The sequence below is a fragment of the Corynebacterium nasicanis genome (genome assembly GCF_042658165.1).
Taxonomy (GTDB): Bacteria; Actinomycetota; Actinomycetes; order Mycobacteriales; family Mycobacteriaceae; genus Corynebacterium; species Corynebacterium nasicanis.
Window position 1 is genome coordinate 336175 of record NZ_JBHSQE010000009.1, and the last position, 26176, is coordinate 362350.

The 26176-nt window shown below is 70.3% G+C and carries 27 protein-coding genes and 1 tRNA gene; 18 read left to right on the forward strand and 10 right to left on the reverse strand.

The window, feature by feature from the left end:
* Window positions 1-26 precede the first annotated feature (26 nt).
* Window positions 27-1220, forward strand: coding sequence for a MarP family serine protease (locus ACFPUZ_RS10310; protein WP_377001820.1), 1194 nt, complete (start codon window positions 27-29; stop codon window positions 1218-1220).
* Here ACFPUZ_RS10310 and ACFPUZ_RS10315 read toward each other — a convergent pair.
* On the reverse strand, window positions 1217-2107 hold the full coding sequence (locus ACFPUZ_RS10315; protein WP_377001821.1) for an alpha/beta fold hydrolase: 891 nt from the start codon (window positions 2105-2107) through the stop codon (window positions 1217-1219). The two genes, ACFPUZ_RS10310 and ACFPUZ_RS10315, sit on opposite strands and share 4 nt — an antisense overlap.
* Window positions 2108-2219: 112 nt before the next feature.
* Window positions 2220-2723, reverse strand: coding sequence for a phage holin family protein (locus ACFPUZ_RS10320; RefSeq protein WP_377001822.1), 504 nt, complete (start codon window positions 2721-2723; stop codon window positions 2220-2222).
* 113 nt (window positions 2724-2836) lie between these two features.
* On the opposite strand from ACFPUZ_RS10320, the gene ACFPUZ_RS10325 reads away from it, so the two are divergent.
* On the forward strand, window positions 2837-3529 hold the full coding sequence (locus tag ACFPUZ_RS10325) for a hypothetical protein (protein ID WP_377001823.1): 693 nt from the start codon (window positions 2837-2839) through the stop codon (window positions 3527-3529).
* Window positions 3530-3542: 13 nt separating this feature from the next.
* Here ACFPUZ_RS10325 and ACFPUZ_RS10330 read toward each other — a convergent pair whose 3' ends face one another.
* Window positions 3543-4376: an HAD family hydrolase gene (locus tag ACFPUZ_RS10330; RefSeq protein ID WP_377001824.1), complete on the reverse strand. Its 834-nt coding sequence runs from the start codon at window positions 4374-4376 to the stop codon at window positions 3543-3545.
* 458 nt (window positions 4377-4834) lie between these two features.
* On the opposite strand from ACFPUZ_RS10330, the gene ssd reads away from it, so the two are divergent.
* The 7 genes from ssd to ACFPUZ_RS10365 are packed head-to-tail and all read left to right on the forward strand — an operon-like array spanning window position 4835 to window position 9114.
* The gene (gene ssd, locus ACFPUZ_RS10335; RefSeq protein WP_377001825.1) at window positions 4835-5908 is read left to right on the forward strand and encodes a septum site-determining protein Ssd; all 1074 of its coding nucleotides are present in this window, start codon (window positions 4835-4837) and stop codon (window positions 5906-5908) included.
* Window positions 5905-7044 (forward strand): TadA family conjugal transfer-associated ATPase, encoded by a 1140-nt coding sequence (locus tag ACFPUZ_RS10340; protein WP_377001826.1) that lies wholly within the window; start codon window positions 5905-5907, stop codon window positions 7042-7044. The genes ssd and ACFPUZ_RS10340 overlap by 4 nt, the downstream gene beginning before the upstream one ends.
* Window positions 7041-7805, forward strand: coding sequence for a type II secretion system F family protein (locus ACFPUZ_RS10345; RefSeq protein WP_377001827.1), 765 nt, complete (start codon window positions 7041-7043; stop codon window positions 7803-7805). Before ACFPUZ_RS10340 ends, ACFPUZ_RS10345 begins: the two co-directional genes overlap by 4 nt.
* Window positions 7802-8356, forward strand: a complete 555-nt coding sequence (locus tag ACFPUZ_RS10350; RefSeq protein ID WP_377001828.1) for a type II secretion system F family protein — start codon at window positions 7802-7804, stop codon at window positions 8354-8356. Before ACFPUZ_RS10345 ends, ACFPUZ_RS10350 begins: the two co-directional genes overlap by 4 nt.
* Window positions 8357-8366: 10 nt before the next feature.
* The gene (locus tag ACFPUZ_RS10355) at window positions 8367-8552 is read left to right on the forward strand and encodes a DUF4244 domain-containing protein (protein WP_377001829.1); all 186 of its coding nucleotides are present in this window, start codon (window positions 8367-8369) and stop codon (window positions 8550-8552) included.
* Complete coding sequence (locus ACFPUZ_RS10360; RefSeq protein ID WP_377001830.1) at window positions 8549-8821, forward strand: hypothetical protein; 273 nt, start codon at window positions 8549-8551, stop codon at window positions 8819-8821. The genes ACFPUZ_RS10355 and ACFPUZ_RS10360 overlap by 4 nt, the downstream gene beginning before the upstream one ends.
* Window positions 8821-9114 (forward strand): Rv3654c family TadE-like protein, encoded by a 294-nt coding sequence (locus ACFPUZ_RS10365; protein ID WP_377001831.1) that lies wholly within the window; start codon window positions 8821-8823, stop codon window positions 9112-9114. Before ACFPUZ_RS10360 ends, ACFPUZ_RS10365 begins: the two co-directional genes overlap by 1 nt.
* On the opposite strand, the gene ACFPUZ_RS10370 is transcribed toward ACFPUZ_RS10365, so the two are convergent.
* On the reverse strand, window positions 9089-11464 hold the full coding sequence (locus ACFPUZ_RS10370; protein ID WP_377001832.1) for a DEAD/DEAH box helicase: 2376 nt from the start codon (window positions 11462-11464) through the stop codon (window positions 9089-9091). The genes ACFPUZ_RS10365 and ACFPUZ_RS10370 overlap by 26 nt on opposite strands.
* A 267-nt stretch (window positions 11465-11731) precedes the next feature.
* Between ACFPUZ_RS10370 and ACFPUZ_RS10375 the strand changes: the two genes are divergently transcribed.
* Window positions 11732-11935 (forward strand): cold-shock protein, encoded by a 204-nt coding sequence (locus ACFPUZ_RS10375; protein ID WP_040084711.1) that lies wholly within the window; start codon window positions 11732-11734, stop codon window positions 11933-11935.
* Between the two features lie 154 nt (window positions 11936-12089).
* On the opposite strand, the gene ACFPUZ_RS10380 is transcribed toward ACFPUZ_RS10375, so the two are convergent.
* Window positions 12090-12689, reverse strand: a complete 600-nt coding sequence (locus ACFPUZ_RS10380; RefSeq protein ID WP_377001833.1) for a DedA family protein — start codon at window positions 12687-12689, stop codon at window positions 12090-12092.
* Between the two features lie 206 nt (window positions 12690-12895).
* Between ACFPUZ_RS10380 and topA the strand changes: the two genes are divergently transcribed.
* From topA to ACFPUZ_RS10395, 3 genes are read left to right on the forward strand one after another with little or no spacing between them, the layout of a single operon-like run.
* Complete coding sequence (gene topA / locus ACFPUZ_RS10385; protein ID WP_377001834.1) at window positions 12896-15856, forward strand: type I DNA topoisomerase; 2961 nt, start codon at window positions 12896-12898, stop codon at window positions 15854-15856.
* Between the two features lie 9 nt (window positions 15857-15865).
* Window positions 15866-16489 (forward strand): lysoplasmalogenase family protein, encoded by a 624-nt coding sequence (locus ACFPUZ_RS10390; protein WP_377002259.1) that lies wholly within the window; start codon window positions 15866-15868, stop codon window positions 16487-16489.
* Window positions 16486-17199, forward strand: a complete 714-nt coding sequence (locus ACFPUZ_RS10395) for a lysoplasmalogenase family protein (RefSeq protein ID WP_377001835.1) — start codon at window positions 16486-16488, stop codon at window positions 17197-17199. Before ACFPUZ_RS10390 ends, ACFPUZ_RS10395 begins: the two co-directional genes overlap by 4 nt.
* A gap of 5 nt (window positions 17200-17204) precedes the next feature.
* Here the strand turns inward: ACFPUZ_RS10395 and ACFPUZ_RS10400 are convergent, their stop codons facing one another.
* The 3 genes from ACFPUZ_RS10400 to ACFPUZ_RS10410 form a co-directional block, all read right to left on the reverse strand.
* On the reverse strand, window positions 17205-17738 hold the full coding sequence (locus ACFPUZ_RS10400) for a hypothetical protein (protein ID WP_377001836.1): 534 nt from the start codon (window positions 17736-17738) through the stop codon (window positions 17205-17207).
* Window positions 17739-17893: 155 nt separating this feature from the next.
* Complete coding sequence (locus ACFPUZ_RS10405; RefSeq protein ID WP_377001837.1) at window positions 17894-18559, reverse strand: YczE/YyaS/YitT family protein; 666 nt, start codon at window positions 18557-18559, stop codon at window positions 17894-17896.
* A 1-nt stretch (window position 18560) separates the two neighbouring features.
* On the reverse strand, window positions 18561-20087 hold the full coding sequence (locus tag ACFPUZ_RS10410) for an adenylate/guanylate cyclase domain-containing protein (RefSeq protein WP_377001838.1): 1527 nt from the start codon (window positions 20085-20087) through the stop codon (window positions 18561-18563).
* A gap of 71 nt (window positions 20088-20158) precedes the next feature.
* Here ACFPUZ_RS10410 and ACFPUZ_RS10415 point away from each other — a divergent pair, with 71 nt between their 5' ends.
* The 4 genes from ACFPUZ_RS10415 to ACFPUZ_RS10430 all read left to right on the forward strand — a co-directional run bounded on the left by ACFPUZ_RS10415 (window position 20159) and on the right by ACFPUZ_RS10430 (window position 22432).
* Window positions 20159-21367 carry a DNA polymerase III subunit delta' gene (locus ACFPUZ_RS10415; RefSeq protein ID WP_377001839.1) on the forward strand — a complete coding sequence of 403 codons (1209 nt, stop codon included), beginning with the start codon at window positions 20159-20161 and terminating at the stop codon, window positions 21365-21367.
* A 67-nt stretch (window positions 21368-21434) separates the two neighbouring features.
* A tRNA-Thr gene (locus ACFPUZ_RS10420) sits at window positions 21435-21507 on the forward strand.
* Window positions 21508-21591: 84 nt separating this feature from the next.
* A complete protein-coding gene (locus tag ACFPUZ_RS10425; protein WP_377001840.1) occupies window positions 21592-21912 on the forward strand; it encodes a hypothetical protein in 321 nt (106 codons plus the stop codon).
* Window positions 21913-22006: 94 nt separating this feature from the next.
* Window positions 22007-22432 (forward strand): rhodanese-like domain-containing protein, encoded by a 426-nt coding sequence (locus ACFPUZ_RS10430; RefSeq protein WP_377001841.1) that lies wholly within the window; start codon window positions 22007-22009, stop codon window positions 22430-22432.
* A 260-nt stretch (window positions 22433-22692) separates the two neighbouring features.
* Here the strand turns inward: ACFPUZ_RS10430 and ACFPUZ_RS10435 are convergent, their stop codons facing one another.
* Window positions 22693-24342 carry an AMP-binding protein gene (locus ACFPUZ_RS10435; protein ID WP_377001842.1) on the reverse strand — a complete coding sequence of 550 codons (1650 nt, stop codon included), beginning with the start codon at window positions 24340-24342 and terminating at the stop codon, window positions 22693-22695.
* Between the two features lie 104 nt (window positions 24343-24446).
* Between ACFPUZ_RS10435 and ACFPUZ_RS10440 the strand changes: the two genes are divergently transcribed.
* Window positions 24447-25391 carry an NAD-dependent epimerase/dehydratase family protein gene (locus ACFPUZ_RS10440; protein ID WP_377001843.1) on the forward strand — a complete coding sequence of 315 codons (945 nt, stop codon included), beginning with the start codon at window positions 24447-24449 and terminating at the stop codon, window positions 25389-25391.
* Here ACFPUZ_RS10440 and ACFPUZ_RS10445 read toward each other — a convergent pair.
* Window positions 25336-26166, reverse strand: a complete 831-nt coding sequence (locus tag ACFPUZ_RS10445; protein WP_377001844.1) for a cytochrome c biogenesis CcdA family protein — start codon at window positions 26164-26166, stop codon at window positions 25336-25338. The two genes, ACFPUZ_RS10440 and ACFPUZ_RS10445, sit on opposite strands and share 56 nt — an antisense overlap.
* Window positions 26167-26176: the final 10 nt, after the last annotated feature.

Sequence of the window (26176 nt, forward strand, 5' to 3'; positions counted from 1 at the left end):
GCACCACTGATTGGATCCCCTGCCCCGTGACCCCCGCCCTCTTCGTCGACGGTCTCATCCTGCTGGCCCTGCTCGCGGCGATCGTCATCGGTTGGCGGCAGGGTGCTTTCGCCTCCGTCCTCTCGACGGTGGGCGTGGTCGCAGGGCTCATCCTCGGCGCGGTTCTGGCGCCCCCGGTCATGCAGCTGACCGAATCGGTGGCGCTGCGTTTCCTGCTCGGCCTGGGCACGATCATCCTCCTCGTGGGCTTGGGCAACCTCATCGGCGGCATCCTGGGATCCTCGCTGCGGGAGCGGATGCGGATGCGCTCCTCCCAGACCATCGACTCGGCGATCGGGGCGCTGTTCACCACCGCGGCCACGCTCATCGTCATCTGGCTCATCTCGATTCCGCTGGCCACCGGCCTGACCGGCACGTTCAGCCAGGGCATCCGCGGTTCCGCGGTGCTCGGCTTCGTCGACCGCAGCACCCCGCCCGGGCTGGAGCAGCTGCCCGCCCGGATCACCGTGCTTCTCGACGAATCGGGCCTCCCGCCCATCTTCGCCCCCTTCGACGAACCACCCGCCCGGGAGGTCGCCGCCCCCAACATCCAGATCGAGGACCACGCCCTGGTCGAGCGGGTGCGCCCCTCGGTGGTGCACATCCAGGGTGACTCGGATCAGTGCTCCCGCCGCCTCATGGGCTCCGGATTCGTCACCGACACCGACTACGTGATCACCAATGCGCACGTCGTCGCCGGCACCCAGTCCGTGCGGCTGGACACCGTCCTCGGGGTCAAGGACGCTGAGGTCGTCTACTACAACCCGGGCGTGGACATCGCCGTCCTGCACTCCCCGGGCCTCAACCTCCCGGCGCTGAACTGGGCCGCGCATCCGGCGGGCTCGGGCGAGGACGCCATCGTCATGGGCTTCCCCGAGTCCGGCCCCTTCGAGGCCGCCCCCGCCCGCGTCCGCGAGCAGCTGCTCATCGCGGGGCCCGACATCTACGCCGCGGGTCGCGTCGAGCGTGACGCCTACACCGTCCGTGGGACCATCCGCCAGGGCAACTCCGGCGGGCCCCTGCTGGATACCGACGGCGCGGTGCTCGGAGTCGTCTTCGGCGCCAGCGTCGATCAGACCGACACCGGCTACGTCCTCACCGCCGCCGAGGTGCGCCGCCAGGTCGGCGACGTCACCGCCCTGCGCGCGCCGGTGGGAACGCAGGAGTGCGTGGCCCGTTAGAGGTGCCGCTCCGCGAACTCCGCGACCGCCTCCACGAAGGCCGGGGGATTCTCCAGGTGCGGCAGGTCCCGGGTGCGGGCCACGTGCCTTACGTTGAGATCCCCCGTCACCCGGGCCGCGGAACGGCGGCCCAGGTGCCGCCACACCGGCAGCGGGGGCTGCAGGAGCAGCGTGGGGGCCGACACCTGCGTATGCAGCCAGCGCGCCGAAACGGGCGCGGTGAGCAGGCGGTTGGTGCGCAGCCTCCAAGGGCGGGTGTTGCTGATCCGCCCCGCCCGCACGCGCAGCGCCACCTCCTCCCCGAACCCGGGCGAGTGCCGGAAGTCGGGGGTGGTGGAGGAGTGCAGGTGGCGTCGATAAGCTGCGGCGCCGAGCAGCGGCCACAGGGGCCGGGACAGGGTGCCCACGTGCCGCCAGGGGCGCGCCACGCTGGCCCGGCGCAGGTCGACCGGGTGCGCGGCGCTGACCGAGACGAGGCCCGTGACCATCTCCGGATAGTGGGAGGCCAGGGCCCAGGCGACCGTGCCGCCGGTGTCCGCTCCGACGATGAGGGCGGTGTCGTGGCCCAGCGCGCGGATGAGCCCTGCGATGTCACCGGCGGCCGTGCGCAGCGCATCGCCCGCGGTGGAGGGGGGCCGGTCGCTGAGGCCGTAGCCCCGGAAATCGACGGCCGCGACACGGAAACCACGGGCCGCCAGCGGGGCGATGACCCGGCGGAACTCGAACCAGCCGCCGAACGTCCCGTGGAGCAGCAGCACCAGCGGATCCTCCGGCCGGCCGGCGGTGGCCACGTGCAGACGGATCCCCCGCGTGTGCACGAGCTCATGGGAGAAGGGGCCGTCGAGTTCCACGACGGACGGCGGCAGCGGGCGACGACGCAGGAACATACGGGGACTCCTCTCCGGGACAGGGCTGCGGACGGGGCTGCGGACGGGGCTGCGGACGGGCAAAGAAAAATCCGCCCTCGCGGTGGGCGCGCGGGCGGAGGAGGGGAAGGAACTAGCTGTACAGGCCGCGGTTGCGGGCCTCGAGCTTCTGCGTGGCCTGCCCCGGGACCAGGTTCTTCAGCTCGGTGACCGAGTCGATGGTCTTCTGCGGGGCGCTGATCTTCTTCACCTTCTGCCAGCCGAAGAGCGCCAGCAGCGCGGCCAGCAGCAGCATGACCAGGAAGACGATGAGGAAGGAGGCCCAGCGCTCAAGCCAGGTGCTCAGCAGCTCCGCGGCGAAGAAAAAGAAGAAGAAGGAGGAGTAGAGCGCGATGACCCCGGCGACGCCGAACAGGCCGCCGCCGATGGCGCCCTTCTTCGCCTCGCCCGCCAGCTCGGTCTTGGCCAGCTCCAGCTCGGCGCGGAAAAGGGAGGACATCTGGGCGGTGGCGTTGGAGACCAGATCGCCGATGGAGCCCTCACCTGCGCGCGTCGTGTCAACGTCGCTCAGCGGAATCGAGCTGACCCGCGGAGTGAAGTCCTTCGGTCCGTCGGTGAAAAGTCCCTTGTTGCTCACGATGTGCCTTCCTGCTGCTTTGTCATAAGGGTCATGCGTCGTTGACTATTCCCGACCATGGTGCCACGGATTCACGGTGAATGTGCAACCCTTCCGCAGCTATCGTAGTGGATATGTCCGCGGCTGACCCCCTGCAACCTCTCCTTCGACTCGGCGACGTCGCCGCGCTCGCCGACTCCGCCCGGCAGGCCATCGCCGCCGTGCATCGGCGGCCGGTGTCTCTGCGCCGCGCGGAGGTCACCGGATCCGAGTCCGTGCTGCGGGGTGCCCGCACCTCCGCGCTTCTCGACGATCCCTCGATCCGCCTCGGCGATGAGCCCACGGGAGTACTCGGACTGTCGATCTCGGTGTCGAGCATGTTGGCGCCGGACTCACTGCAGTCCTCCGCGCGGGTCTTCGGGCGCGCCCCGCTGCAGATCCTGGCGCGCATGTCTGTCCTCGCCGGGGGTGGGGGGCGTCCGGAGGGGTCACCGGAGCGTCTGCAGAGGCTGGCGGCGCTGCTCACCGGGGACGCGCACGACGTGCTGCTACCCCAGGTCGTGCACGCGGAGATCCTGGCGCATGCGTTGCTCGGCGAGCACTCCGGGCTGGTGGCCCGGGCGGCCGGCCGGTTGGCGGCGGTGTCGACGGGCTTCGACCCCCGCGGGCTGGCCGTCCCCGAGACCTATCTGCTGCGGCACCGCACGGAGTACCTGGCGGCGGCGCAGGCCTGGGCGGAGGGTAGTGCGGTGGAGTTCCTCGAGCTGTCCCTGCGGTCGTGGATCGCCGGTGCAGAGGAAGCGGAGGCCATTGCCCGGGCGCTGTAGGCGCTTATTCGCTTTAGGCGCTGCCGCGGCGACCGCGCTGCGCCCACCAGATGCCGCCCGCCGCGGCGGCGGAGATGACGGCGACGATGGAGGCGCCGATGCTGATCTCGCGGGGTGAGGGCATCTGGAATAGGGGCACCGGGTCGCGGAAGGTGCGGATCTCCCACCCGTTCTCCAGCGCGGTCTTCTTCATGGCGCGGTCCGGGTTGACGGCGACGGGGTTGCCGACGGCCTGCAGCATGGGGATGTCCGTGGCGGAATCGGAGTAGGCGTAGCTCACCGTGAGGTCGTAGTTGTTCTGGGCGGCCAGGTCGGTGATGGCCTGCGCCTTGGCATCGCCCTTGCAGTAGAAGAGGATCTCGCCGGTGAAGTGGCCGTCCTCGACCTCGAGCTCGGTGGCGACGACCTGGTCGATGCCCAGCTCCTCCGCGATGAGATCCACCAGGTGGGAGGCTGAGGCCGAGATGATGATGACGTCATGGCCCGCGTTGCGGTGGAAGGAGATGAGTTCGCGGGCTTCCGCGTAGATGGCCGGGGTGACCACGTTGTGCATCGTCTCGGAGGCGATGGTGCGGACCTGTTCCACGGACCAGCCGGCCACCAGGGCGGCGAGCTGGTCGCGGGTGGAGTCCATCTGCTCGCTCGACTGCCCCGCGATCATGTACGTCGCTTTCGCCAGGGACATCTGCAGCGCCTCGGCGGTGGTGATGAGGCCGTTGTGCATGAACTCGCGGCCGAAGGCGAAGGCAGAGGAGGTGGCGATGATCGTTTTGTCCAGGTCGAAGAAGGCCGCCACGCGCGGATGCTGCGTGGGGGACTGCTCGCGAACAGAGGACCGGGGGCTCATGAGGACACAGTGTAGACCCCCTCCCTGTGAAAAGTAAGGGGCGTGTGGTGCGGGTGATACTGGTGGGACTGATGTGGTCAACGGATGGGCACTCCTGGGCACGGCTGGGCGGCATAGAATGCCTTTGCGATTGGACTGTCGTGCCGGTGTTGTCATGTGCGGAAAGATGTGCCATAATTTCCCTTGCAAGGCCCCGATATACAGTGTGGCCTGCCCCGGTTATCCCCCCCGATACCGGGTTACAGACGGCCCGCGCACACCCCCCCCGAGGCGCGGGCCGTCCCTTATTTTCCGGGTCCGCCGGGGCGCTCTCACTGTCTCCCGTCGGCGGAGTCTTGGCCAGCGTGGGACGCCAGCTGTCCACAGATTCGTGATGATCCGTCACTGATCTCCGGGGTTATCCACAGGGGGCCCGGCCGGCCCTTGTCCGGACCGCCCCCACCGGCGATGGTGGGGCCATGACCAGCACCTTCGTCCTCGTGGCCGTCAGCGACCCCGTCATCCACCCGGAGGCCACCCACGTTGCGGCGGCCACCGGCCACGACGTCATCGACACCATCGACCCCCGCGAGATCACCCGCCTGCTGCCCCGCGCCCACGCCGCGCTCGTCGACGCCGACATCGCCCGGCACATCGCCACCCTGCCGCGCCGGGCCGGCGTCCACGTGCTCGCCGCCGACCCCGGGCCGGTGGACTGGCAGGCCGCGATGCAGGCCCATGCCGAGAACGCCTGGGTCGTCCCCGCCCAGGCGCCGGAGCTGCTCGGGGCCCTGGGGCATGCGCGGGCTCCGGCCGATCCCGCCGCAGCCCCCGCGTCGGCGGCGGGCACCGTCATCGCCGTGTGCGGGGCCGCGGGTGGGGCGGGCGCCTCCACCCTGGCGGCGGCACTGGCCCGCGTGGCTACCCGCTCCCACCCGACCACCCTCCTCGATGCGGTCGACCACTCCGGGGGCCTCGACCTGCTTCTGGGCGTTGAGGAGACCCCCGGTATCCGCTGGCCTGAGCTCCGCCTGGGGGAGGGCACCGTCGACGCCGTCGACCTCCGGGCCGCCTTGCCCGTCACGCCGGACGGCATCACCTGCCTGTCCGCCGCCCGCAGCACCATCGCCGACCCCTTTTCGCTCACCCCGGAGCTGGTGCGCCCGGTACTGCAGGCCCTGCAGGACAGCGCGGGCGTGACCATCGTGGATACCCCATCCCACGGGCCGGTCGCCGATGCCGTGGCCGACTCCTGCGATCACGTGGTCCTGCTCATCCCCGCCGAAGTACGTGCCGCCGCCGCGGCCGCGGGGCTGGTCTCCGGCTTCGGGGCGCGGCGTTGCACGGTCGCCGGTGTCCTCCGCCACCGCAGCTGGTCCGGGCTGAGCCGCGCGGATGTGGAGAAGATCACCCGCTGCGAGATCCTCAGCACCCTGGGCACGGTGTCCCGGCTGTCGCGCAGCGTCGAACTCGGGGGACTCCCGCAGCGGCTGCCCGCCCCGCTGGCCACCACCGCCCGGCTGGTGCTGGAAAGCGCCGGGGTCGCGCTGTGAACGAGCTCTTCGAGAAGGTGCAACGCCGCCTGGTGGATACCCCGGCGACCGAGGAGGTCGCCGATCTCGCCCGCCTCATCCGGGAGGAGGCTGGCGTCATCTCCGATGTCGACGTCCTGGAACTTCTGCGCCGCCTGCGGCACGACTCCACCGGCATCGGCCCCCTCGAAACCCTGCTGAGCACGGAAGGGGTCACCGACATCGTGGTCAACGGCCCCACCGAGGTGTGGTTCGACCGGGGGTGCGGCCTGGAACGCTCCGACGTGAGCTTCCCCGACGACGCGGCCGTCCGGCAGCTGGCCACCCGGCTGGCCACCTCCTGCGGGCGCCGCCTCGACGACGCCCAGCCCTTCGCCGACGGCCGGCTCACCCGCGACGACGGCTCCCTCATCCGCCTCCACGCCCTGCTGTCCCCGCCATCGGCGCGCTCCACCTGCCTCAGCCTGCGGGTGCTGCGCCCGGCCACCACCACTCTCCACGAGCTCATCTCCCGCGGCACACTCAGCGAGGAGATCGCCGCGCTCCTGCGCGGAGTCATCCGACAGCGCCGGGCCTTCCTCGTGGTGGGCGGCACCGGCACGGGCAAGACCACCCTGCTCGCCGCCCTGCTGGCGGAGGTCAGTCCCCGGGAACGCATCCTGTGCATCGAGGACACCGCCGAGCTGCAGCCCCGCCACCCCCACGTGCTCAACCTGGTGGCCCGCGGCCACAACGTCGAGGGCTCCGGCGCGATCACCATGGCGGACCTGCTCAAACAGGCCCTGCGCATGCGACCCGACCGCATCGTCATCGGCGAGATCCGCGGCGCGGAGGTGGTGGATCTGCTGGCCGCCCTCAACACCGGCCACGAAGGCGGTGCCGGGACCATCCACGCCAACGCCCTCCACGAGGTGCCCGCCCGGATGGAAGCCCTGGCGGCGCTCGGCGGGCTGTCGCGCTCGGCCCTGCACTCGCAGCTGGCGGCGGCGATGGACGTGGTCATCGTCATGCGCCGCGGGGTCGACGGGGCCCGCCGGGTGCACCAGATCGGGCTGCTCCGGGGCATTCCCGTCGAGGTGCACCCGGTGTGGGACTCCGAGCGCGGCGCCCTCGACGGTTTCCGGGAGCTGCAGGCACAGCTGGGGGTCACCGCATGACCCCGCTCCTGCTGCTGGTGGCCCACCTCATCCTGCCCACCCCTTCCCCGCGGGGGCGGGTGTGCCCGGCGACGCCGGAGCCGCACCTGCTCGTGGTGCCCGCCCTCGGCCTCGGGCTGTTGCTCTTCCTGCTCCTCGGCAGCGCCGCGGTCACCACCGCGCTGCTGCTCATCGGGGGAACCGCCTGGTGGGTGGTCCGGGACATCCGGGAACGGGGGAGAAGAGGGAGCCGGGAGAAGCACACAGCCGGTTTCCTCGGGCTGCTGGACGGGGAATTGCGCGCCGGGCACACCATCGCCGTGGCGATGGACCACGCGACCGAGGCGCTGCCCGCCGATACCCCGCCCGAACTCGCGGCGGCCCTCGCGCAGGTGCGCACCCGGGTAGCACGCGGACTCTCCGGGGCGGGAGCCCTGCTCGCCGGGCCCGCGGAGCTGGCTTCCCTGGGCACGTTGTGGCAGCTCTCCGAGCGGCACGGCCTGCCGCTGGCCCCACTGGTGGAACAGGCGCGCCGACGGATCGACACCCGCCTGCGGCACCGCGCCGCCACCACGGCCACGCTGCAGGGCCCGCAGGCCACCGCGGTCATCCTCACCCTTCTGCCCCTGGCCGGGATGGCCATGGGTACGGCGATGGGGGCGGACCCCCTCGGCTTCCTCAGCGGCGGGGGACTGGGCGGGGTGCTGCTGGTCACGGGTACCGCTCTGGGTGCCGGGGGCTTCCTGTGGTCCCGGCACATCATCGGGAGGGCCGCGGCTTGATCCTGCTCCTCGTGGCCGCCGTCCTGCTCATTCCACCTCCCCGGCTCCTCCTGCGACTGCGTGACCTCGGGCCGAAGACGCCGCGGGACGGTCCGCGGCGCCACCGGGACCCCGATCCGCTGGCGGTGGCCGCCGACCTCGACCTCTACGCCGCATGTCTGCTGGCCGGACTCACGCCGGCCGCCGCGGCCGCGGCGCTCGTGGAGGCCGGGGCCGATACCACCACCCGGGAAGAGTGGCGCACCATCGCGGCGTTGCTCGCCCTCGGGGTCCCCGCCCAGCGCGCCTGGGCGGAGGTCGCCGGGCTGCCGGGGCTCGGGGAGCTGGCCACCCCGGCCATCGTCTCCGGCCGCTCCGGCGCCGCCCTGTCCACCGCCGCCGGCCGCATCGCCACCACCCTGCGTGATGATGCAGCCGCCCGGGCCACCGCCCGGGCCGAACGGGCGGGAGTGCTCATCGCGCTGCCGCTCACCCTCTGTTTCCTGCCCGCCTTCCTCATCCTGGGCCTGGCCCCCGTGGTCATCAGCCTGGGCACCCAACTACTCACCTAGGAGAATCATCATGTCCCTGCTCACCCATCTCACCACCACCCTCCGCGACGACAAGGGAATGTCGACGGTGGAGTACGCCATGGGCTCGCTCGCGGCCGCCGCCCTGGCCGCCGTTCTCTACGGCGTCATCAACGCCCAGGCCGTCGTCTCCGCGATCGAGGGCATCATCACCGAGGCCCTCAGCTCCGCACCGTGACCACCATCGAGACCGCCTTCGGCATCGGCAGCCTGGTCACGGTGTGCGGGATCATCGTGGCGGGAATCGCCACGATGTCCGCGCACCTGGTCGCCGTCGACACCGCCGGAGCTGCCGCCCGGGCGTATGCCATCGGGCTGAGCTACACCCCGCCCCGGGGCGAGATCCGCGTGAGCGAGCACGCGGGCCTGGCCACGGCGGAGGCGAGCGTGCCCTCCCCGCTGGGCACCCGGCGCCACGCGGCCGTCTTTCCCGTCGAGGTGCCCTGATGCCGACCATCGTCACCGCGGGGGCCGCCGCCGCCCTTTTCAGCCTGGGGCTGGTGGTCATCGCCGCGGCCGCCCAGGTCGACGCCCACCACCGGGCCCGGGTGGCGGCGGATCTCGCGGCCGTGGCCGGTGCCTTCGCCGTCTACCGGGGCGAGGACGGCTGCGCCGTCGCCGCTGAGGTGGCGGGGCGGAACGGGGCGTCGATAAGCGGGTGCGCGGTGCGGGGCGCCGATCTCAGCGTCGCCGCGCACGTGCGCGGAAGGGAGGTCACGGCGACGGCGGGCCCGGTATAGCGCCCGTCATGGTCACCAGGGCGCCGAGCAGTTTGAGCGCTCCGGCCTTGTCGAGGGGGTTGTTTCCGTTGCCGCACTTGGGGGACTGCACACAGGAGGGGCAGCCGGATTCGCAGGCGCACGAGCGCACGGCGTCGAAGGTGGCCGCGATCCACTCCGGGAAGCGGGCGAAACCCTCGTCGGCGAAGCCGGCCCCGCCGGGGTGGCCGTCGTAGACGAAGACGGTCGGCAGCATCGTGTCCGGGTGCAGCGCGGTGGAGACCCCGCCGATGTCCCAGCGGTCACACGTGGCGATGAGCGGCAGCAGTCCGATCGCCGCGTGCTCCGCCGCGTGCAGCGTGCCCGGGACCTCTCCGGCGGTGATCCCCATCGCCTCCAGCGCCAGCGGGTCGATGGTGTAGGCCACCGCGCGGGTGAGCAGGCGTTGTTCCGGCATGTCCAGGGGAACGTGGTCGGCGGTGGTGCCGTCGGGAAGCTTGACGATGTACCCCGTCACCCGATCCGTCACCTCCACCTCGACGTTGGCCACCCACAGGCCAGGGGAGTAGTTGAGCAGCTGCTCCGGCTCCCCGCGGAGGCGGATGTCGGTCTCGGAACGGGCGATCGTCGAGTGCTCCGGCTCCTCCGGGCGGGCCAGGGCGATGCGGTCGGCGAAGTCGAGCTCCTCGATGACGAAGCTCTCCCCCTGGTGCAGGTACACCGCGCCCGGGTGGACCTGCGCGGCGGCGCGGGCGGCGTCAATCGTTCCCAGCAGGCGCCCGTCGGACACGTCGACGATGAGCACCTCCTCGCCGCTGCCCCCGCGCAGCTGCACCGCAGCGTGGGCGGTCTCGGGGGTCAGCGGGGCATCGATGAGCGGGGTGGGGAACCAGCCGCGCGGGCGGCGGCGCAGGAGGCCGGCGGCCTCCAGCTCGGTGACCACGTCGTGGGCGCCCAGCGCCGCGACGTCCGCCTCCGACAGCGGCTTCTCGACGGCCGCGCAATAGACGTGCCCCCGCAGGACATAGGGGTTACGCGGATTGAACACCGCGCGTTCCACCGGACGCCCGAGCAGCGCCTCGGGGTGGTGGACGAGGTAGGTGTCCATCGGTTCGTCCCGCGCGACGAGCACCACCACCGACCCCTGTCCGCGGCGGCCCGCGCGGCCGGCCTGCTGCCAGAAGCTGGCCACCGTGCCGGGGAAGCCGGCGGTGACGACGGCGTCGAGGCCCCCGACGTCGATACCGAGCTCGAGGGCGTTCGTCGTGGCCACGCCGAGCAGGGTGCCGTCATCGAGCTGGCGTTCCAGGCGGCGGCGGTCCTCCGCCAGGTAGCCGGCGCGGTAGGCGGCGATGCGGCGGGCGAAGTCGGGGCGCCCCAGCGAGGACAGCTCCTCCATGGTGCGCAGGGAGACCAGCTCGGCGGAGCGGCGGGAACGGACGAAGGTGAGCGTCCGGGCGCCCTCCGCGACGAAGGCGGCCATGATGCCCGCGGCCTCCGTGGTGGCGGCCCGGCGGACCGGGGCCCCGTTCTCCCCCTCGACGCCCTCGAGGAAACCCGGCTCCCACAGCAGGACGGTGCGCGCGCCGGTGGGGGCGCCGTCCTCGGTGACGGCCACGACGGGGCGGCCGATGAGGGTGGTGGCGTGCGCGGCGGGATCGTTGGCCGTGGCGGAGGCGAGGATGACCGTCGGGCGGGAACCGTAGTGTTCCGCCAGCCGGAGCAGTCGGCGCAGGACCAGGGCGACGTGCGCGCCGAAGACCCCGCGGTAGGTGTGGCACTCGTCGACGACGATGTAGCGCAGCCGCCGCAGGAGCCGGGCCCAGCGGGCGTGGTGGGCGAGGATCGACAGGTGCAGCATGTCCGGGTTGGTGAACACGAAGCGGGTGGCGTCGCGGATGCCGCTGCGGGCCTCGAGGGGGGTGTCGCCGTCGTAGGGGGCCGGGTGGATGCCGCCCAGGCCCTCGACGGCGCGGGTGAGCGCGGTGACGGCCTGCAGCTGATCTGAGCCCAGCGCCTTCGTCGGGGTGAGGTAGAGGGCGCAGGCGGTGGGGTCGGCGGCGAGATCGCTGAGGATCGGCAGGAGGTAGCCGAGGGACTTGCCGGAGGAGGTGCCGGTGGCGACGACGACATCCGTTCCCGCGTGGGCGAGGTTCGCGGTCTCGGTCTGGTGGGTGAACAGCGTGGGGATGCCTTCGTCGGCCAAATACCCCCGCAGGCCGGGGTGCACCCATTCCGGCCAGGGGGCGTGGCGCGCCGGGCGGGCCTCCTGGACGGTGGAATACGTGCAGGTGGAGGCGGGGAAACGGCGGATAATCGCGGCGCTGAGCTCGGAGCCGAGGGAGGCTCCCGGAGAGTGCGGAATGGTCATTGTGATCACCCCTGTATGTGGGAGAACGAAGGGCTGTTTCCCGCCCGGAAATGTCGTCAGACTATCGCGCCGGGCTAATCCGTGACACACTGGGTGCCGGTCGCTGTTTCTGTGCGTTACGTTTACGTGCTCGCAAGGGATTTATACGCGAGCACCCGAATCACCGCTCCAGTCTGGGGGTGGTGGTCCATCGGGGGTTCGATACGACCCGGCTGTCGGCATATGTCGGCGCCGTACCACCTCCACATCAAGAAATAGGTTTAAAACATGGCACAGGGAACTGTGAAGTGGTTCAACGCTGAGAAGGGCTTCGGCTTCATCGCTCCGGCCGACGGCTCCGCGGATGTCTTCGTCCACTACTCCGAGATCCAGGGCTCCGGCTTCCGTACCCTCGAGGAGAACCAGCAGGTTGAGTTCGAGATCGGTGAGGGCGCCAAGGGCCCGCAGGCGCAGGCTGTTCGCCCGCTCTAAGCCTCACACCGAGCACTTCAAGAAAACTCTCGGCCCACCAGGTTCGACATAGTTTTCTCGCAGGACCGTCCACCCGTGTCACGGGAGGGCGGTCATTGTTGTTTCTGAGGTTGATTTCGGGGCCGGGTAGGGGCCGGGGCCGGGGCCGGACAGCCTAGCGGCGCCCTGCCCACCGCGCCTGCAGCCGCTGGATGACCATGCCCACCAGCCCGCCGAGCGCGATGCCGACGATGACGGCCAACAGGGGATAGTCCGAGAAGTACCAGCCACCCGCGTAGCCGATGAACACGGCCAGCAGTGCCCACAGCACCACCCCGATGGTGTCGTAGAGGAAGAACCACCGCCACGGGTAGCGGACGGACCCGAGCATGATCGTCATGAACCACCGGGCCCAGGGGATGAAGCGGGCGATGATGATGGTCGCGGCGGCGTTGCGCCGGATGTTCTCGCGCACCCACGCGATGGCCTGCCCGCGGGCGGTGTCCGCCGGGGTGCGTTCGACGATGCCGATGAGCCGGGTGCCCAGCAGGTAGCAGATGTTGTCGCCCACCACCGCGGCGAGCACGGCCACGCCGATGATCATCGCCAGATCGGGCACACCGCGTGCCCCGGACCAGCTGCCCGCCAGGGTGAGGACGGCCTCGCTGGGGATGGCGGGCAGGAGTGAATCGCTGATGACCAGGGCGGCGAGTACCGGGTAGAAGGCCGGCAGGGTGAGGAGGGTCTCCACCCACGTGATGATCTGCTCGGTCATTCCCGCCACGATAATCAGGGCCCCGGCGGAGCGGGCGCCGGAAAGGCTGGGAGGTTCCTGCGAATGGGTCTGCTCAGGAGGGCCATTAAATACTGTGTAACGTGTTGTGACAGGCCGGGTCTGGGCTAGAGTCTCCCGGAAGGACGGTTAGTTCCGTCAATATTGTGCAGCAGTGTCATCCAGCAGATGAGAGGGAAGATCTCCCAGTGGCAGAAGCGAAGGGATCAGGGAAGAAGACCCTGGTCATTGTGGAGTCGTCGACCAAGGCGAAGAAGATCCAGCCTTACCTGGGCAACGACTACATCGTCGAGGCCTCGGTCGGACACATCCGTGACCTCCCGCGCGGTGCCGCTGACGTGCCCACGAAGTACAAGAAGGAACCGTGGGCGCGCCTCGGCGTCGACACGGAGAACGGTTTCGCGCCCCTCTACGTCGTCAGCCCCGACAAGAAGAAGAAGGTCGCGGACCTCAAGGCGAAGCTCAAGCTGTGCGACGAGCTGCTGCTGGCCACAGACCCCGACCGTGAGGGCGAGGCCATCGCCTGGCACCTGCTCGAGGTGCTCAAGCCGACGGTGCCGGTGCGGCGCATGGTGTTCAACGAGATCACCAAGCCCGCCATCCTGGCCGCCGCGGAGAACACCCGCGAGCTCGACGAGAACCTCGTCGACGCCCAGGAGACCCGCCGCATCCTCGACCGTCTCTACGGTTACGAGGTGTCCCCGGTGCTGTGGAAGAAGGTCATGCCCCGCCTGTCCGCGGGTCGCGTGCAGTCGGTGGCCACCCGCGTCATCGTCGAGCGGGAGCGCGAGCGCATGGCGTTCATCTCCGCGGAGTACTGGGATCTCTCCGCCGACCTCGACACCGGCCGGGACGGCGATGACCCGGAGAACCCCCGCAACTTCCAGGCCAAGCTGGCCACCATCGACGGTCGACGCGTCGCCCAGGGACGTGACTTCGACGACCGAGGCCGTCTCAAGGGGGAGGCGGTGGTCGTCGGCAAGCAGCAGGCCGAGGCGCTGGCCGAGGCCCTGCAGGGCGTCGACATGCAGGTCTCCGGGGTGGAGGAGAAGCCCTACACCCGGCGCCCCTACGCGCCGTTCATGACCTCGACCCTCCAGCAGGAGGCCGGCCGCAAGCTGCACTACACCTCGGACCGGACGATGCGTATCGCGCAGCGTCTCTACGAGAACGGCCACATCACCTACATGCGTACTGACTCGACCTCGCTGTCCGAGCAAGGTCTGAGCGCCGCGCGCCAGCAGGCGAAGGAGCTCTACGGGGACTCCTTCGTCACGGACTCCCCGCGCCGCTACGACCGTAAGTCGAAGAACTCCCAGGAGGCGCACGAGGCGATCCGCCCCGCGGGTGAGCGCTTCGCCACCCCGGGTGAGCTGCACGGACAGCTCGACGCCGAGGAGTTCAAGCTCTACGAGCTCATCTGGCAGCGGACCGTCGCATCCCAGATGGCTGACGCGAAGGGCACCTCCCTCAAGGTGACCATCGCCGGCACCGCGCGCACCGGGGAGCGGATCGAGTTCTCCGCTACCGGCCGCACCATCACCTTCCCGGGCTTCCTGCGCGCCTACGTGGAGACCACCCGCCAGGCCGACGGTCGCGATGTCGCCGACAACGCGGAGAAGCGCCTGCCCAACCTCGCGGAGGGCGACGCCCTTACCGCGACGGAGATCACCGCGGACGGTCACTCCACCAACCCGCCGGCCCGCTACACCGAGGCCAGCCTGGTGAAGAAGATGGAGGACCTGGGGATCGGTCGTCCGTCGACGTACGCGTCGATCATCAAGACGATCCAGGACCGCGGCTACGTCGTCCCGCGCGGCAACGCGCTGGTGCCCAGCTGGGTGGCCTTCGCCGTCGTCGGGCTGCTGGAGAACAACTTCACCCCGCTCGTCGACTACGACTTCACCTCCTCCATGGAGGATGAGCTGGACAACATCGCCGCCGGTGAGGAGGACGGCACCCAGTGGCTGACCGGCTTCTACTTCGGTGACGCCGAGGCCGACGACAACACCGCCGAGTCCATCGCCCGCCACGGCGGCCTCAAGGCCCTCGTCGGCGAGAACCTCGAGCACATCGACGCCCGCGCCGTGAACTCCCTCCACCTCTACGACGACGAGGAGGGGCGACCCGTCTTCGTCCGCGTCGGCCGCTACGGCCCCTACATCGAGCGCAAGGTCGGCGAGCAGGACGGCGAGCCGCAGTACCAGCGCGCCAACCTCCCCGAGACGACCACCCCGGACGAGCTCAACCTCGAACTGGCGGAGAAGCTCTTCGCCACCCCGCAGGGCGGCCGTGAGCTGGGTGAGAACCCCGCCAACGGGCGCATGATCGTGGCCAAGGAAGGCCGCTACGGCCCCTACGTCACCGAGGTCGTGCGTGACGACGAGCGCGTCACCGCCGAAGCCGCCGCCGAGGAGATCGTCGCGCAGGAACGCGCCGCCGAGGACGCCCAGCGCGCCGCCGACGGGATGCGGGCGAAGAACTGGGGCACCAAGACCGCAGCCTCGCAGAAGGAGAAGCGCATCAGCGCTCTCGTCGAGGAGAACCTCAAGCCGGGCACCGCCTCGCTGTTCTCCTCGATGGAGCCCGCCAGCGTCACCCTCGAGGAGGCGCTCCAGCTGCTCAGCCTGCCGCGCGAGGTCGGCGTCGACCCGGCGGACAACGAGGTCATCACCGCCCAGAACGGCCGCTACGGCCCGTACCTGAAGAAGGGCACGGACTCCCGCTCCCTGGCCAGCGAGGACCAGATCTTCTCCATCACCCTCGACGAGGCCCGCCGCATCTACGCGGAGCCGAAGCGGCGCGGGCGGGCGGCCGCGCAGCCGCCGCTGAAGATGCTCGGGGACAATGACGTCTCCGGCAAGCCGATGTCCGTCAAGGACGGCCGTTTCGGCCCCTACGTCACCGACGGCACCACCAACGCCTCGCTGCGTAAGGGTGACAGCCCGGAGACGATCACCGACGCCCGCGCCAACGAGCTGCTCTCCGAGCGCCGCGCCAAGGAGGCGGCCGACGGCGGGACCCCGGCGAAGAAGACCACCCGGAAGGCCACGAAGAAGACGGCCAAGAAGACGGTGAAGAAGACCACCCGCAAGGCGCCCTCTCCGGGGACCAAGCGCGTGGTCAAGGCCGGTACCCGCAAGAAGTAGCCCGTGAGGATGCGGCTGCAGCGCCTGGCCTACTGGGTGGCCGGCGGCGCCTACGTCGCCTCCCGGGGCCTCGGTTCGCGCCGTCTCCTGCTGGCGTCGAAGCCGCTGGTGGTCCCCCTGCTTATCGACGCCCCCCTCACCTCCCGCCCCATCACCCACCTCGGGCTGGCCGGAGGGTGGATCGGTGACCTGCTGCTCATGCGCGAGGGCAGGCTCGCTGCGGGCGCGACGGCCTTCGCCGTGAATCAGGCCGCCTACCAGTGGGTGCTGTGGCGGGCAGGCGCACGGGTGCGCCCCCTGCCACTGGTGCTGCACGCGGTGCCGTTCACGGCGGCCGCCTGGTGGGGGCGGCGGCACCTGGGCCTCGTCCTGCTCTACGGCGGGATGGTGACGGCGACCTCCACGCTGGCGGCCGACCCGGTGCTGCGTGGTCGGGGAGTGGCGACGGGTGGGCATCTCTTCCTGCTCTCGGACTCGTTGATCCTGGCCCGGACGTTGTTGCCGTCGCGGGATACCGTGCTGGCGCGGGGGCTGGATGTGGCGGTGGCGGCCACCTACGTGGTGGCGCAACGGCTGCTCGTGGACGGACTGCGCGGCGGTGAATCCGGGGACCTGGCTACGCTGGGGCCATGACTTCCCCCGTGAATGAATTGGTCAGCCGGACCCGCGAAGGCGTGGAGGCGCTGCGAGCCTCGCTCGTCGCCGCCGCCCAGGAGCCGGAGCGCGTCGCCTATCTGACGGCCGGGGAGGTGGGCATCTGGTCCCGCCTGTTCGGGTGGCGGAAGCCCAACACTGCCGCCACCGTGGCGACGATGCCGCTGTTGGCGGCCACCGCCCTGCGCCATGATCCTTCCCCGGTGCTGCTCGCCGGGATGGCGGGAGGGCTGGTGGGGGATGTCGCGAAGCTGCGGGCCCCGGACCGGACCCCGGTGCTGGGGATGTTCGGCGTCGCGGCGCAGAACGCCGCCTATTCGGCGCAGCTCTACGACCGGGGCGCCCGCCCCTCTCCGACGCGCGTCGGCCTGCGTGCGGCCGCCTGGGCCACGGGTGTCGGCCTGGCCGTGTGGAAGAAGCCGACCCTCATCGCGCCGGCCGCCTTCGCGGGACTGTTCGTCGCCGCCACCTCGGTCCTCGCCGATGACCGCGCGATCCAGGACGGCCGGACCGTCCGCCAGGGTCTCGGGCACGGCGGGAACCTGCTCCTTGCCGCGGAGGGCGTCACCCTCCTGCGCGAGACTGTGCTCAGCGGGGACTCTCTCGGCCTGCGGGCGGTCGACGCCGGTGCGCGGGCTGCGCAGGTGATCGGCAACATGCTCCTCATCGACGGACTCACCCGGGATTAGCCTGCTCAGACGGCCACCGGGACCGGCGGGCCGGCGTGGACCCGGGTGGCGATGATCCCGTCCCGCGTCCACCCCGGGTGGACCGCATTGGCCAGTCCGTACTCGGCCGCCGATCGGGCCACGCTCAGGGCGACGTCCACGGTGGGGATCTCGCCGGGCCAGAAGGCCCACAGGGTGCCCTCCCGCATCTGGAAGGCCGACGCCCCCTCCGCCCGCAGATCCTCCATGGCCTCGTCGATGAACTCGGCGGAATGCTGGGGGCAGAACACCCCCGCCACCAGGGTGCGGCTGATGGTCCCGGAACGGGGCTCCTCGAGGCCGGCGAAGTAACGGCGACCGTCCGCACCCGAGAGGCACCACACCACATCACCCGGGACGATGCCGAGGTCGAGCGCGCCGTCGACGATGACGAAGTCCTCCCCGCGACGGCGGGCGCGCAACTTCCGCGGGCGCGGGATGGTGGAGGAGTCACGGGTGGGCTGGGGGCGGACGCTGACGGTCGTGGTGGAGGCGGTTTTTGTCTGCTTCTTCTTTGCCATGCCCCCACCCTCGCACCATTGTTCGACGCGGAAAAGGGGGCCGGCCCGGCCCTGTGGATAACTCCCCATTCAGGTGATGTGTCAGCAGAAATCTGTGGATAAGTGCCGGAAAGCGCGCACGTGCGCGGTTCACGGGGGCGTCGATAAGCGAAAAATCAGCGACGGAAACGCTCGAGAGGCGGCCCGAGCACGGGCTGGAGGCGTTTGACGAAGAAGCCGATGAGCAACGCCGCCGCCACGGTGCCCTCCCGGACACCGACCACCTGCCCGGCGAACGCCAGGCCCAGCGCCACGGCGGAGAGGACGAGGATGATGTCGAAGGCGATCTTGACGTAGCCGAAGACGAAGAGGCGCCGTTCGCCGAAGACGCGCGCCAGCTCCGTGGCGATGGTGAGCACGGTCGCCTCGCCGGCGAGCATGATCGACTTGCCTGCGATCTGGAAGATGATGCCCACCGCCAGCACCACGATGCCGAGGAGCACCAGCGCCCACTGCTGCCAGTAGGCCGTGTAGGTCACCCACGAGGTGGCCCACAGGGCGATGTCGTTGAGCACGCCGAACAGCAGTAGCACCGGGATCTGCAGCAGCTGCAGCGGGTGGAAACGGCGGCGCAGAATGAGGAACTGCAGGAGCACCAAGGAGCTGTTGACCAGGATCGACGCCATCCCCAGGCTGAGCGGGGAGATGATGCTCAACACATAGGGAGGGGAGGAGATGGTGGTGGTGCCGAGGTCGGAACGCACCGACAACGCGATGCCCAGAGCCATGATGACGAGCCCGACGAAGAGGAGGAACAGCCGCCGGGGAGCGAGCAGCGCCATGTCAGGAACGGTCCGCCATCGTGGCGCGGATCGGGCGGGCCAGCTGGGTCATCTCGCGGCGCCCGCGCAGCTCGACCGACTTCATCACGGTCCAGCGCGCCTGCTCCGCCTCGTTGGCGCTGCGCAGCGTGGCGGCGTTGGTGAGCACCCGGCCGTCGGTGTCCTTGGCCAGCTCGGTGAGGCGGGCGGCGGAGTTCACGGCGTCGCCGATGACGGTGTACTCGAAGCGGTCGGATCCACCGATGTGACCGGCGACGACATGCCCCGCGGCGACCCCGATGCCGGCCTGCAGCGCCATGCCCTTGAGCTCCTGGCGCAGTTCCCGCGCCGCGGTCAGCGCATGGGAGGTCGAATCCGGCAGCGAGATCGGGGCGCCGAAGACAGCGAGCGCGGCATCGCCCTGGAACTTGTTGATGATGCCCTTGTTGCGGTGCACCACCTCGACGACGTGCTCGAAGAACTGGTTGAGGGCCTCGACGACCTCCTCCGGCGTGTGGTTGACCGCGAAGGTGGTCGAGCCGATGACGTCGACGAACAGGACCGCGACCTTGCGGTCCTCGCCGCCGAGAGTGGGGCGTTCCTCGAGGGCCCGCTTGGCCACCTCCGCGCCGACGTAGCGGCCGAAGATGTCACGCACCCGCTGGCGTTCCTTCAGGCCGCGCATCATCTCGTTGAAGCCGGCCTGCAGGACGCCCATCTCCGAGCCGTCGTAGATGTCGACCTGCACGTTGGTGTCGCCGCGCCGCACCCGGTTGATGGCCTCCTGGAGCTCCAGGACCGGGTCGACGACACTCATGATGGCGAAGGTCGTGCCCACGAAACCCGTCACCAGGGCCGTGAGCGACAGCGCCACGATCCCCGGAATGAGCTCGCCCGCGTTGCCCATGAAGAAGTCCGCCCGCTGCCCGGCCGCCAGCAGCAGGATGCCCAGGACGGGCACCGCCGTGGTCATGATCCACGTCAGGCGCAGGCGCTGCGTGATAGGCGGTTCCAGGGTCGAATCCTCGAAACGGCGGGCCAGCGCGGAGGCCGCCACGGGCCGCACGAGACGCTCGGCCAGCAGGTAGGTGATGAGGACCACCACCATGCCCGCCAGGGCCGTAGCCAAGCCGATGACCAGCGCCAACCTGCCGCTTGCCGACGCCGCCGTCGCCACCGCGATCGCAATACCGATCACCCACACCGCCGCGCACACCACCGCCTGATACACCGGCAGGCGCATGACCAGGTTGCGCACCATGTTCGGGTCATGCGCCTCCGGATGCCGCTGCCAGTCGAGCACCGGCCGGAACAGCAGCAGCGTGGCCACCACGCCGACGATCACCGCGAAAGCGAGATACGTCAGGCCGATGACCTCCAGGTGCGGCACCTCCGAGGTGAAACTGCGCACCTCCGGCATGGGCACCAGGAAACGGATGAACGCCATGATCGCCAGCGCGCCGATGAGGTTGGCCGCGAGCACCAGGGCGGCATAGAGGGGCCACGAGGTGCCCCACAGCCACTTCAGGGCCCGCAACAGTCGACTCATGGTTCACTACTTTAACTGCCCCGACGCTCCCGCGGGGGCACCACATGGCCAGGGTGAATAGGGTGGGTGAGGTGAACAGCGTCGCCGAACGACTCTCCGACTCCCCGACCGTCCGGGACACCGTCCTGCAGGCCGCCTCCGCCGCCCGCGCCTTCGCCCGCGGGCAGGCCGGCCTCGGCAGCGCCATGGCGCACGCGTGGATCATCACCGGCCCGCCCGGCTCCGGTCGTTCCGTCGCCGCCGTGGCCTTCGCCGCGGCCCTCCAGTGCTCCGACCCCGACGAGGTCGGATGCGGGCGGTGCCGCGACTGCCGGGACGTCGTCGCCGGCGCCCACACCGACGTCCTCCACATCGTGCCCGCCGGGCTGTCCATCGGCATCGACGACATGCGGGACATGCGCAGCGAGGCCGCCAAGCTGCCCACCGTCGCCCCCTGGCGGATCATCATCATCGAGGACGCCGACCGCCTCACCGGCCCGGCTGCCGACGCCATCCTCAAGGTCGTCGAGGAACCGCCGGAGCGCACCGTCATCCTGCTCTGCGCCCCGTCCATCGACCCGGAGGACTTCTCCCCGACGCTGCGCTCCCGCTGCCGCCACCTCTACGTCCCCTATCCGTCGGTGGACAAGATTGTCGCCCTGCTTATCGACGACACCGGCGCCTCCCCCGAGAACGCCCGCCTCGCCGCCATCGCCTCCGGCCGCCACATCGGCCGCGCCCGCCGCCTGGTCAGCGACCCTGCCGCCCAACAGCGCCGCGCCGCCGCCCTCAACCTCGCCGAGATGGTCTTCCACCGCGACGAGGCCTTCAAGGCCGCCACCGGATTCCTCAAGAACGTGGACAAACAGGTCAAGGAGATGAGCGACGACGAGGACGCCACCGAGCTCACCACCCTCGAGCGCTCCCTGGGCAAGGGCGGTCGCGGCAAGGGCACCCAGAAGGCCATGGACGGATCCGCCGGCGCCCTCTCCGACCTGGAGAAAGCCCAGAAGACCCGCCGCAACCGCCGCAAGCGCGACTTCATCGACCTCGCCCTCGTCGACCTCACCGGCCTCTACCGCGACGCCCTCATGATCTCCACCGGCGCCGCCGTCGACCTCACCCACCCCGACTTCGAGGGCCTCTCCCGCGAACTCGCCGAGAAGGTCGGCATGCCCGGACTCGTCGAATGCCTCGACGCCGTCAGCGCCGCCCGTCACCACATCAGCGTCAACGTCACCCCGACCATCGCCGTCGACGGCATGCTCGGCCGCATCCGCCTCGCCTGCCAGGTGTCCTGAGCAGCGATTTCTCCGCGTGCGGGGCGTGCGCTAAAATGACGCATCGGTGCTGTTTCCGCAGTGCCACGCCGCCTTAGCTCAGTCGGTAGAGCGTCTCACTCGTAATGAGAAGGTCGCGAGTTCGATTCTCGCAGGCGGCTCCGCGAAGAAGGCCCTGACCAGCGTTGATGTTCCGCCGGTCGGGGCCTTCGCTGTCGAATGCACCGCGGGAGGTGGGCTCAAGAATGGCTGACATTGGACTCCACGATTTGGCCGACGACGAGGTACCCGTCGAGGCCGCCATGCTTCGCTACTCCGACGACCCGGCGTGGGCATACAGTGTCTCCGGTTCCATGTGCGGCGGGGAGTACGACGACGGCCGCGATGACCTGCTTGACCTGTTCGACCTCCGTCAGGTCACCCCCGTCCCCGACGACGTGGTGGAAGCAGTCCGCACACTGTTTACGGACCCGGAGATGTGGTCGGACGTCGAGATCGAGAAGGCGAACCGCGTCCTCGACAAGGTGAAGGCGCTCGGCAACCCCGCAGACACCGCGGGGCAGTGACATTCACTCCGCAACCGGCGCCCGCGGCGGCCGGGAAGGCAGGTTCCGGAGCGATCCTCACGCGAGGGCACCGGGGATCCCTTAGTCTCGGGGCATGAACACCACCCACCGCCGCCCCGGCGAGCCGCTGCCCGTCCCGGCGCAGGAACTGGTCGCGCGCGCCAACGCCCGCGTCCGCACGCTCAGCCTCGAGGAGGCCCGTGAGCTTGTCGACGACCCGGGCCACCTCTTCGTCGATATCCGCGACCCCCGCGAATGGGAGGCCCACGGCATCATTCCCGGGGCGTTCCGGGCACCGCGCGGCATGCTCGAGTTCTGGGTGGATCCGCAGAGTCCGTACTTCAAGCCGGCGCTCGACGACGGCCGCACGCTCGTGCTCTACTGCGGATCAGCCTGGCGTTCCGCGCTCTCGGCCGCCGCACTCCACGACATGGGGCGCACCGACGTCACGCACCTCGCGGGTGCGTTCAGCGCCTGGAACAAGGCGGGCCTGCCGACGGAGCAATACCCGGCGACGTAAATACGCCGCCCGGGCGGTTTAGAACATTCCGGTGACGGATGAGGCGTCGATAAGCTGTCCGGCGAGGGACATGAACGCCCAGTCCGGAAGGTGCAGGGTCTCGTTGATGAAGAGATTCCAGAAAAGGATGCTGGACACAGTGTTCTCCTGTGGTTGAGGGATACCGGCCGCCGAGCGGTGACCGGGGACGACATCATGTCGACCTCCCACACACTAGGCCCCGGCGCGGACACGACCCCGCCGGGAGTAGAACGCCTGCGCTAATCCTCCAGCCTGGGGAGGAAACGGGGCATGACCTTGCCCGTCGGGTTGCGGGGCAGTTCGTCGAGGAAGTGGACGTCGCGGGGGATGGAGTGCTCGGCGAGGTTGTCGCGGACGAAGGCGCGGACGTCGTCCTCCGTCAGTGCCTGACCGGCCAGGCTGTCGTCGCGGACGATCCAGGAGGCGACGCGGCGGAAGGTGTCGGGGTCTGCGACGCCGTGGGAGTAGACCTCGCTGACGCCGGGGAGGGCGTCGAGAATTTCGTCTACGGAGGAGGGGTGGACGTTTTCGCCGCCGACGATGATCATGTCGTCGATGCGCCCGAGGACACGGAGGTGGCCGTCCTCGTCGAGATAGCCGAGGTCGCCGATGCGGACGAGGTCGCCGGCGGTGTCGAGGGGGATGTCCGGGTTGGTGTAGCCGGTGAGGGTGGTGGAGTTGCGCAGGTGGATCTGGCCGACGGTGCCGGTGGGGACTTCCATGCCGTTATCGTCGAGAATGCGCAGGTCAGTGCCCAGGGCGACGGGGCCGGAGGTGGTGGGGTCGGCGGCGAGGTCCTCGGCGGAGGCCACCGACGCCAGGGTGAGTTCGGTGGAGCCGTAGACGTTGCACAGGATGGGGCCGAAGCGGTCGATGGTGTGCTCGACGAGGGTGGGGGTGAGCGCGTGGCCGGAGGAGACGATGAATTCGAGGTGGGAGGTGTCGTAGCGTTCGTTGTCCGGGACCTCGAGGATCTGCTTGAGGAAGATGGGGGAGGTCACCATCGCCTCGAGCTGGTGGGTGTCGATGTCGCGGAGGACCTGCTCGGCGTCGAAAATGCGGTGGCACACGATGGTGGCGCGGGCGGCCAGCGCGATGTTGACGGCGCTCCAGCCCCAGGTGTGGAAGATGGAGGCGTGCATCTGCACGCGGATGTCCGCCCGCCACGGCACCTTCTTCAGCATGCCCGCCAGCACCAGCGGCAGCTTCGGCTCCGGGCGCATGACGCCCTTGGGGATGCCGGTGGTGCCCGAGGACATGAGCACGATCGGTCCGTGCTTCGGCAGCGTGGGCAGCGCGATGTCGCCGCTCACCCAGGGGCGTTCGACGATGTCGCGCAGCGTGATGTGCTCGGGATGCTCGCGGGTCTGGTGGCCGATGATGACGTGGACACCCTGCTTCTCGACGACTCCCGGGTCCAGCCGGTCGAGGAACTCGTCGTCGATCACCAGGACGTTGATGCCGTTCTCCTCGATGCAGCCGCTGAGCTGCTCGGGGGAGGAGGCCACGTTGAGCAGGTAGATGCCGGCTCCGACGTAACCCTTGGCGGCCAGGGGGTAGAGGATGCCGCGGCCGTTGCGGGCCATGACGCCGAGGCGGACATCGGCAAGCTCGAGGCCGACGATGTGGCGGGCCAGGGTCTGGGAGTTCTCGCGCAGCTGGCGGTAGGTGAGCTCCCCGTCGTCGTCGATAATGGCGACCCGGTGCGGCGCGGCCAGGTTGCCCTGCTCGACCTCGCGGGCGGTGGTGAACCAGTAGCGGCCGAGGGCGGCCCCCTGGCCGAGTCCCCCGCGGGTGGAGAGGATGCCGGTGCGGAGCACGGCGGGCAGGAACTCCCCGAGGGCACGGGCGGTGATGGCGGGGTAGCGGAAGCGGGCGGCAAGGGACACGGGTGCGGACTCCTTCGGCGGTGTTCTGTACCACCATAGTTTCACACGGCTAAACACATTCCCTGATGTGCACCTGCTTCCGGGCAGGGCGTTAGAGTGGCGGTATGCACACTCTCGTCACCGGCGGCGCCGGTTTCATCGGCTCGCACCTGGTAGATCTGCTCATCGCCGAAGGGCACGACGTCGTGGTGGTGGACAACCTCTCCCACGGTCGCCTGGAGAACCTGGCGCAGGCGCAGGAGAGCGGGCGGCTGACCTTCCTGGAGGCGGATGTGCTCGAGGTGGATTTCGACGCGCTCGTGGAGAAGCACCGGCCCGAGGTGATCTTCCACCTGGCCGCGCAGATCGACGTCCGTGAGTCCGTCGCCGATCCGCTGCACGACGCGGAGACCAACATCCTGGCCACCATCCGCCTGGCCGACGCCGCGCGGAAGCACGGCGTGCGCAAGATCGTCCACACCTCCTCCGGCGGCTCGATCTACGGCACCCCGGACACCTTCCCGGTGGGGGAGGACACCCCCGTCGACCCGCATTCCCCCTACGCGGCCAGCAAGTACGCGGGTGAGGTGTACCTCAACACCTTCCGCCACCTCTACGGCCTCGACTGCTCCCACATCGCCCCCGCCAACGTCTACGGCCCGCGCCAGGATCCGCACGGCGAGGCCGGCGTGGTGGCCATCTTCGCGCAGCGCCTGCTCGCCGGCGAGCCGACCCGCGTGTTCGGCGACGGCGGCAACACCCGCGACTACGTCTTCGTCGGCGACGTCGTCCGCGCCTTCTGGCTCGCGTCCGGGGAGGCGGGTTCGGGGCTGCGCTTCAACATCGGCACCTCGGTGGAGACCTCCGACCGGCAGCTGCACACCCTGGTGGCCGAGGCCGTCGGCGCCCCGGACGACCCGGAGTACGCCCCCGCCCGCCTGGGCGACGTGCCGCGTTCCGCGCTCTCCTTCGAGCGGGCCCGCGAGGTCCTCGGCTGGGAGCCCCTCACCCCCATCACCGAGGGCGTGGCGCAGACCGTCGAGTACTTCCGGCGAGCCGCCACCCGCTGAGCACGGTGCCCGCCAGGGACACCCAGAACCAGAACGCGACGTCGCTGACCGTCCCGGTGACGCGCTGCGCCCACGCCTGGACCTCGTAGCTGGCGTCCATGCTGAGTAGGCCCGGCAGATTCGCCGTGCCGTGGGAGGCGATGAACAGCCAGCCGATGGCGATGAACAACCCACCCGAGACCAGCGCCCACACGGTGGTGCGCAACGGGCCGAGGCGCACCGCGCGCGGCCGCAGCCACGCCCTGGTGCCCAGCTCGAGGCGGTCCCACAGCAACGCCAGCACGAACAGCGGCAGGGCCATCCCCACCGCGTACATGCCCAGCACCAGCCCGCCGTAGAGCGGGGAACCGGTGACGGCCGCCGTGGTGAGCACCGCCCCGAGCAGCGGACCCGCGCAGAAACCGGCGAGTCCGTAGACCGTGCCCAGCGCGAACACCTGCGCCCGGCCCGTACCCCGCGCCCCGCCGCGCGCCCCCGGCAGGCGGAAACCCCCGCCCAGGGCCGTGAACACTCCGAGTCCGATGAGGACCCACCCGCCGAGCAGGATGAGCAGGCCGCGGTGCTCGGTGAGCAGCGCGCCGAGCGACCCGGCGCCCGCGCCCAGCGGCACCAGCACGGCGGCCATCCCGGCGAGGAAGAGGAGGGTGCGCCCCACCAGCGCGCTTAACGACGAAAAAGCGTAGGCGAAGAACGCCGGCAACAGCAGCGCCGAGCAGGGGCTGAGCAGGGAGAGAATCCCGGCGACGAGGGCGCCGAAGAGGCCGATGGTCGCCATGTCAGAAGGC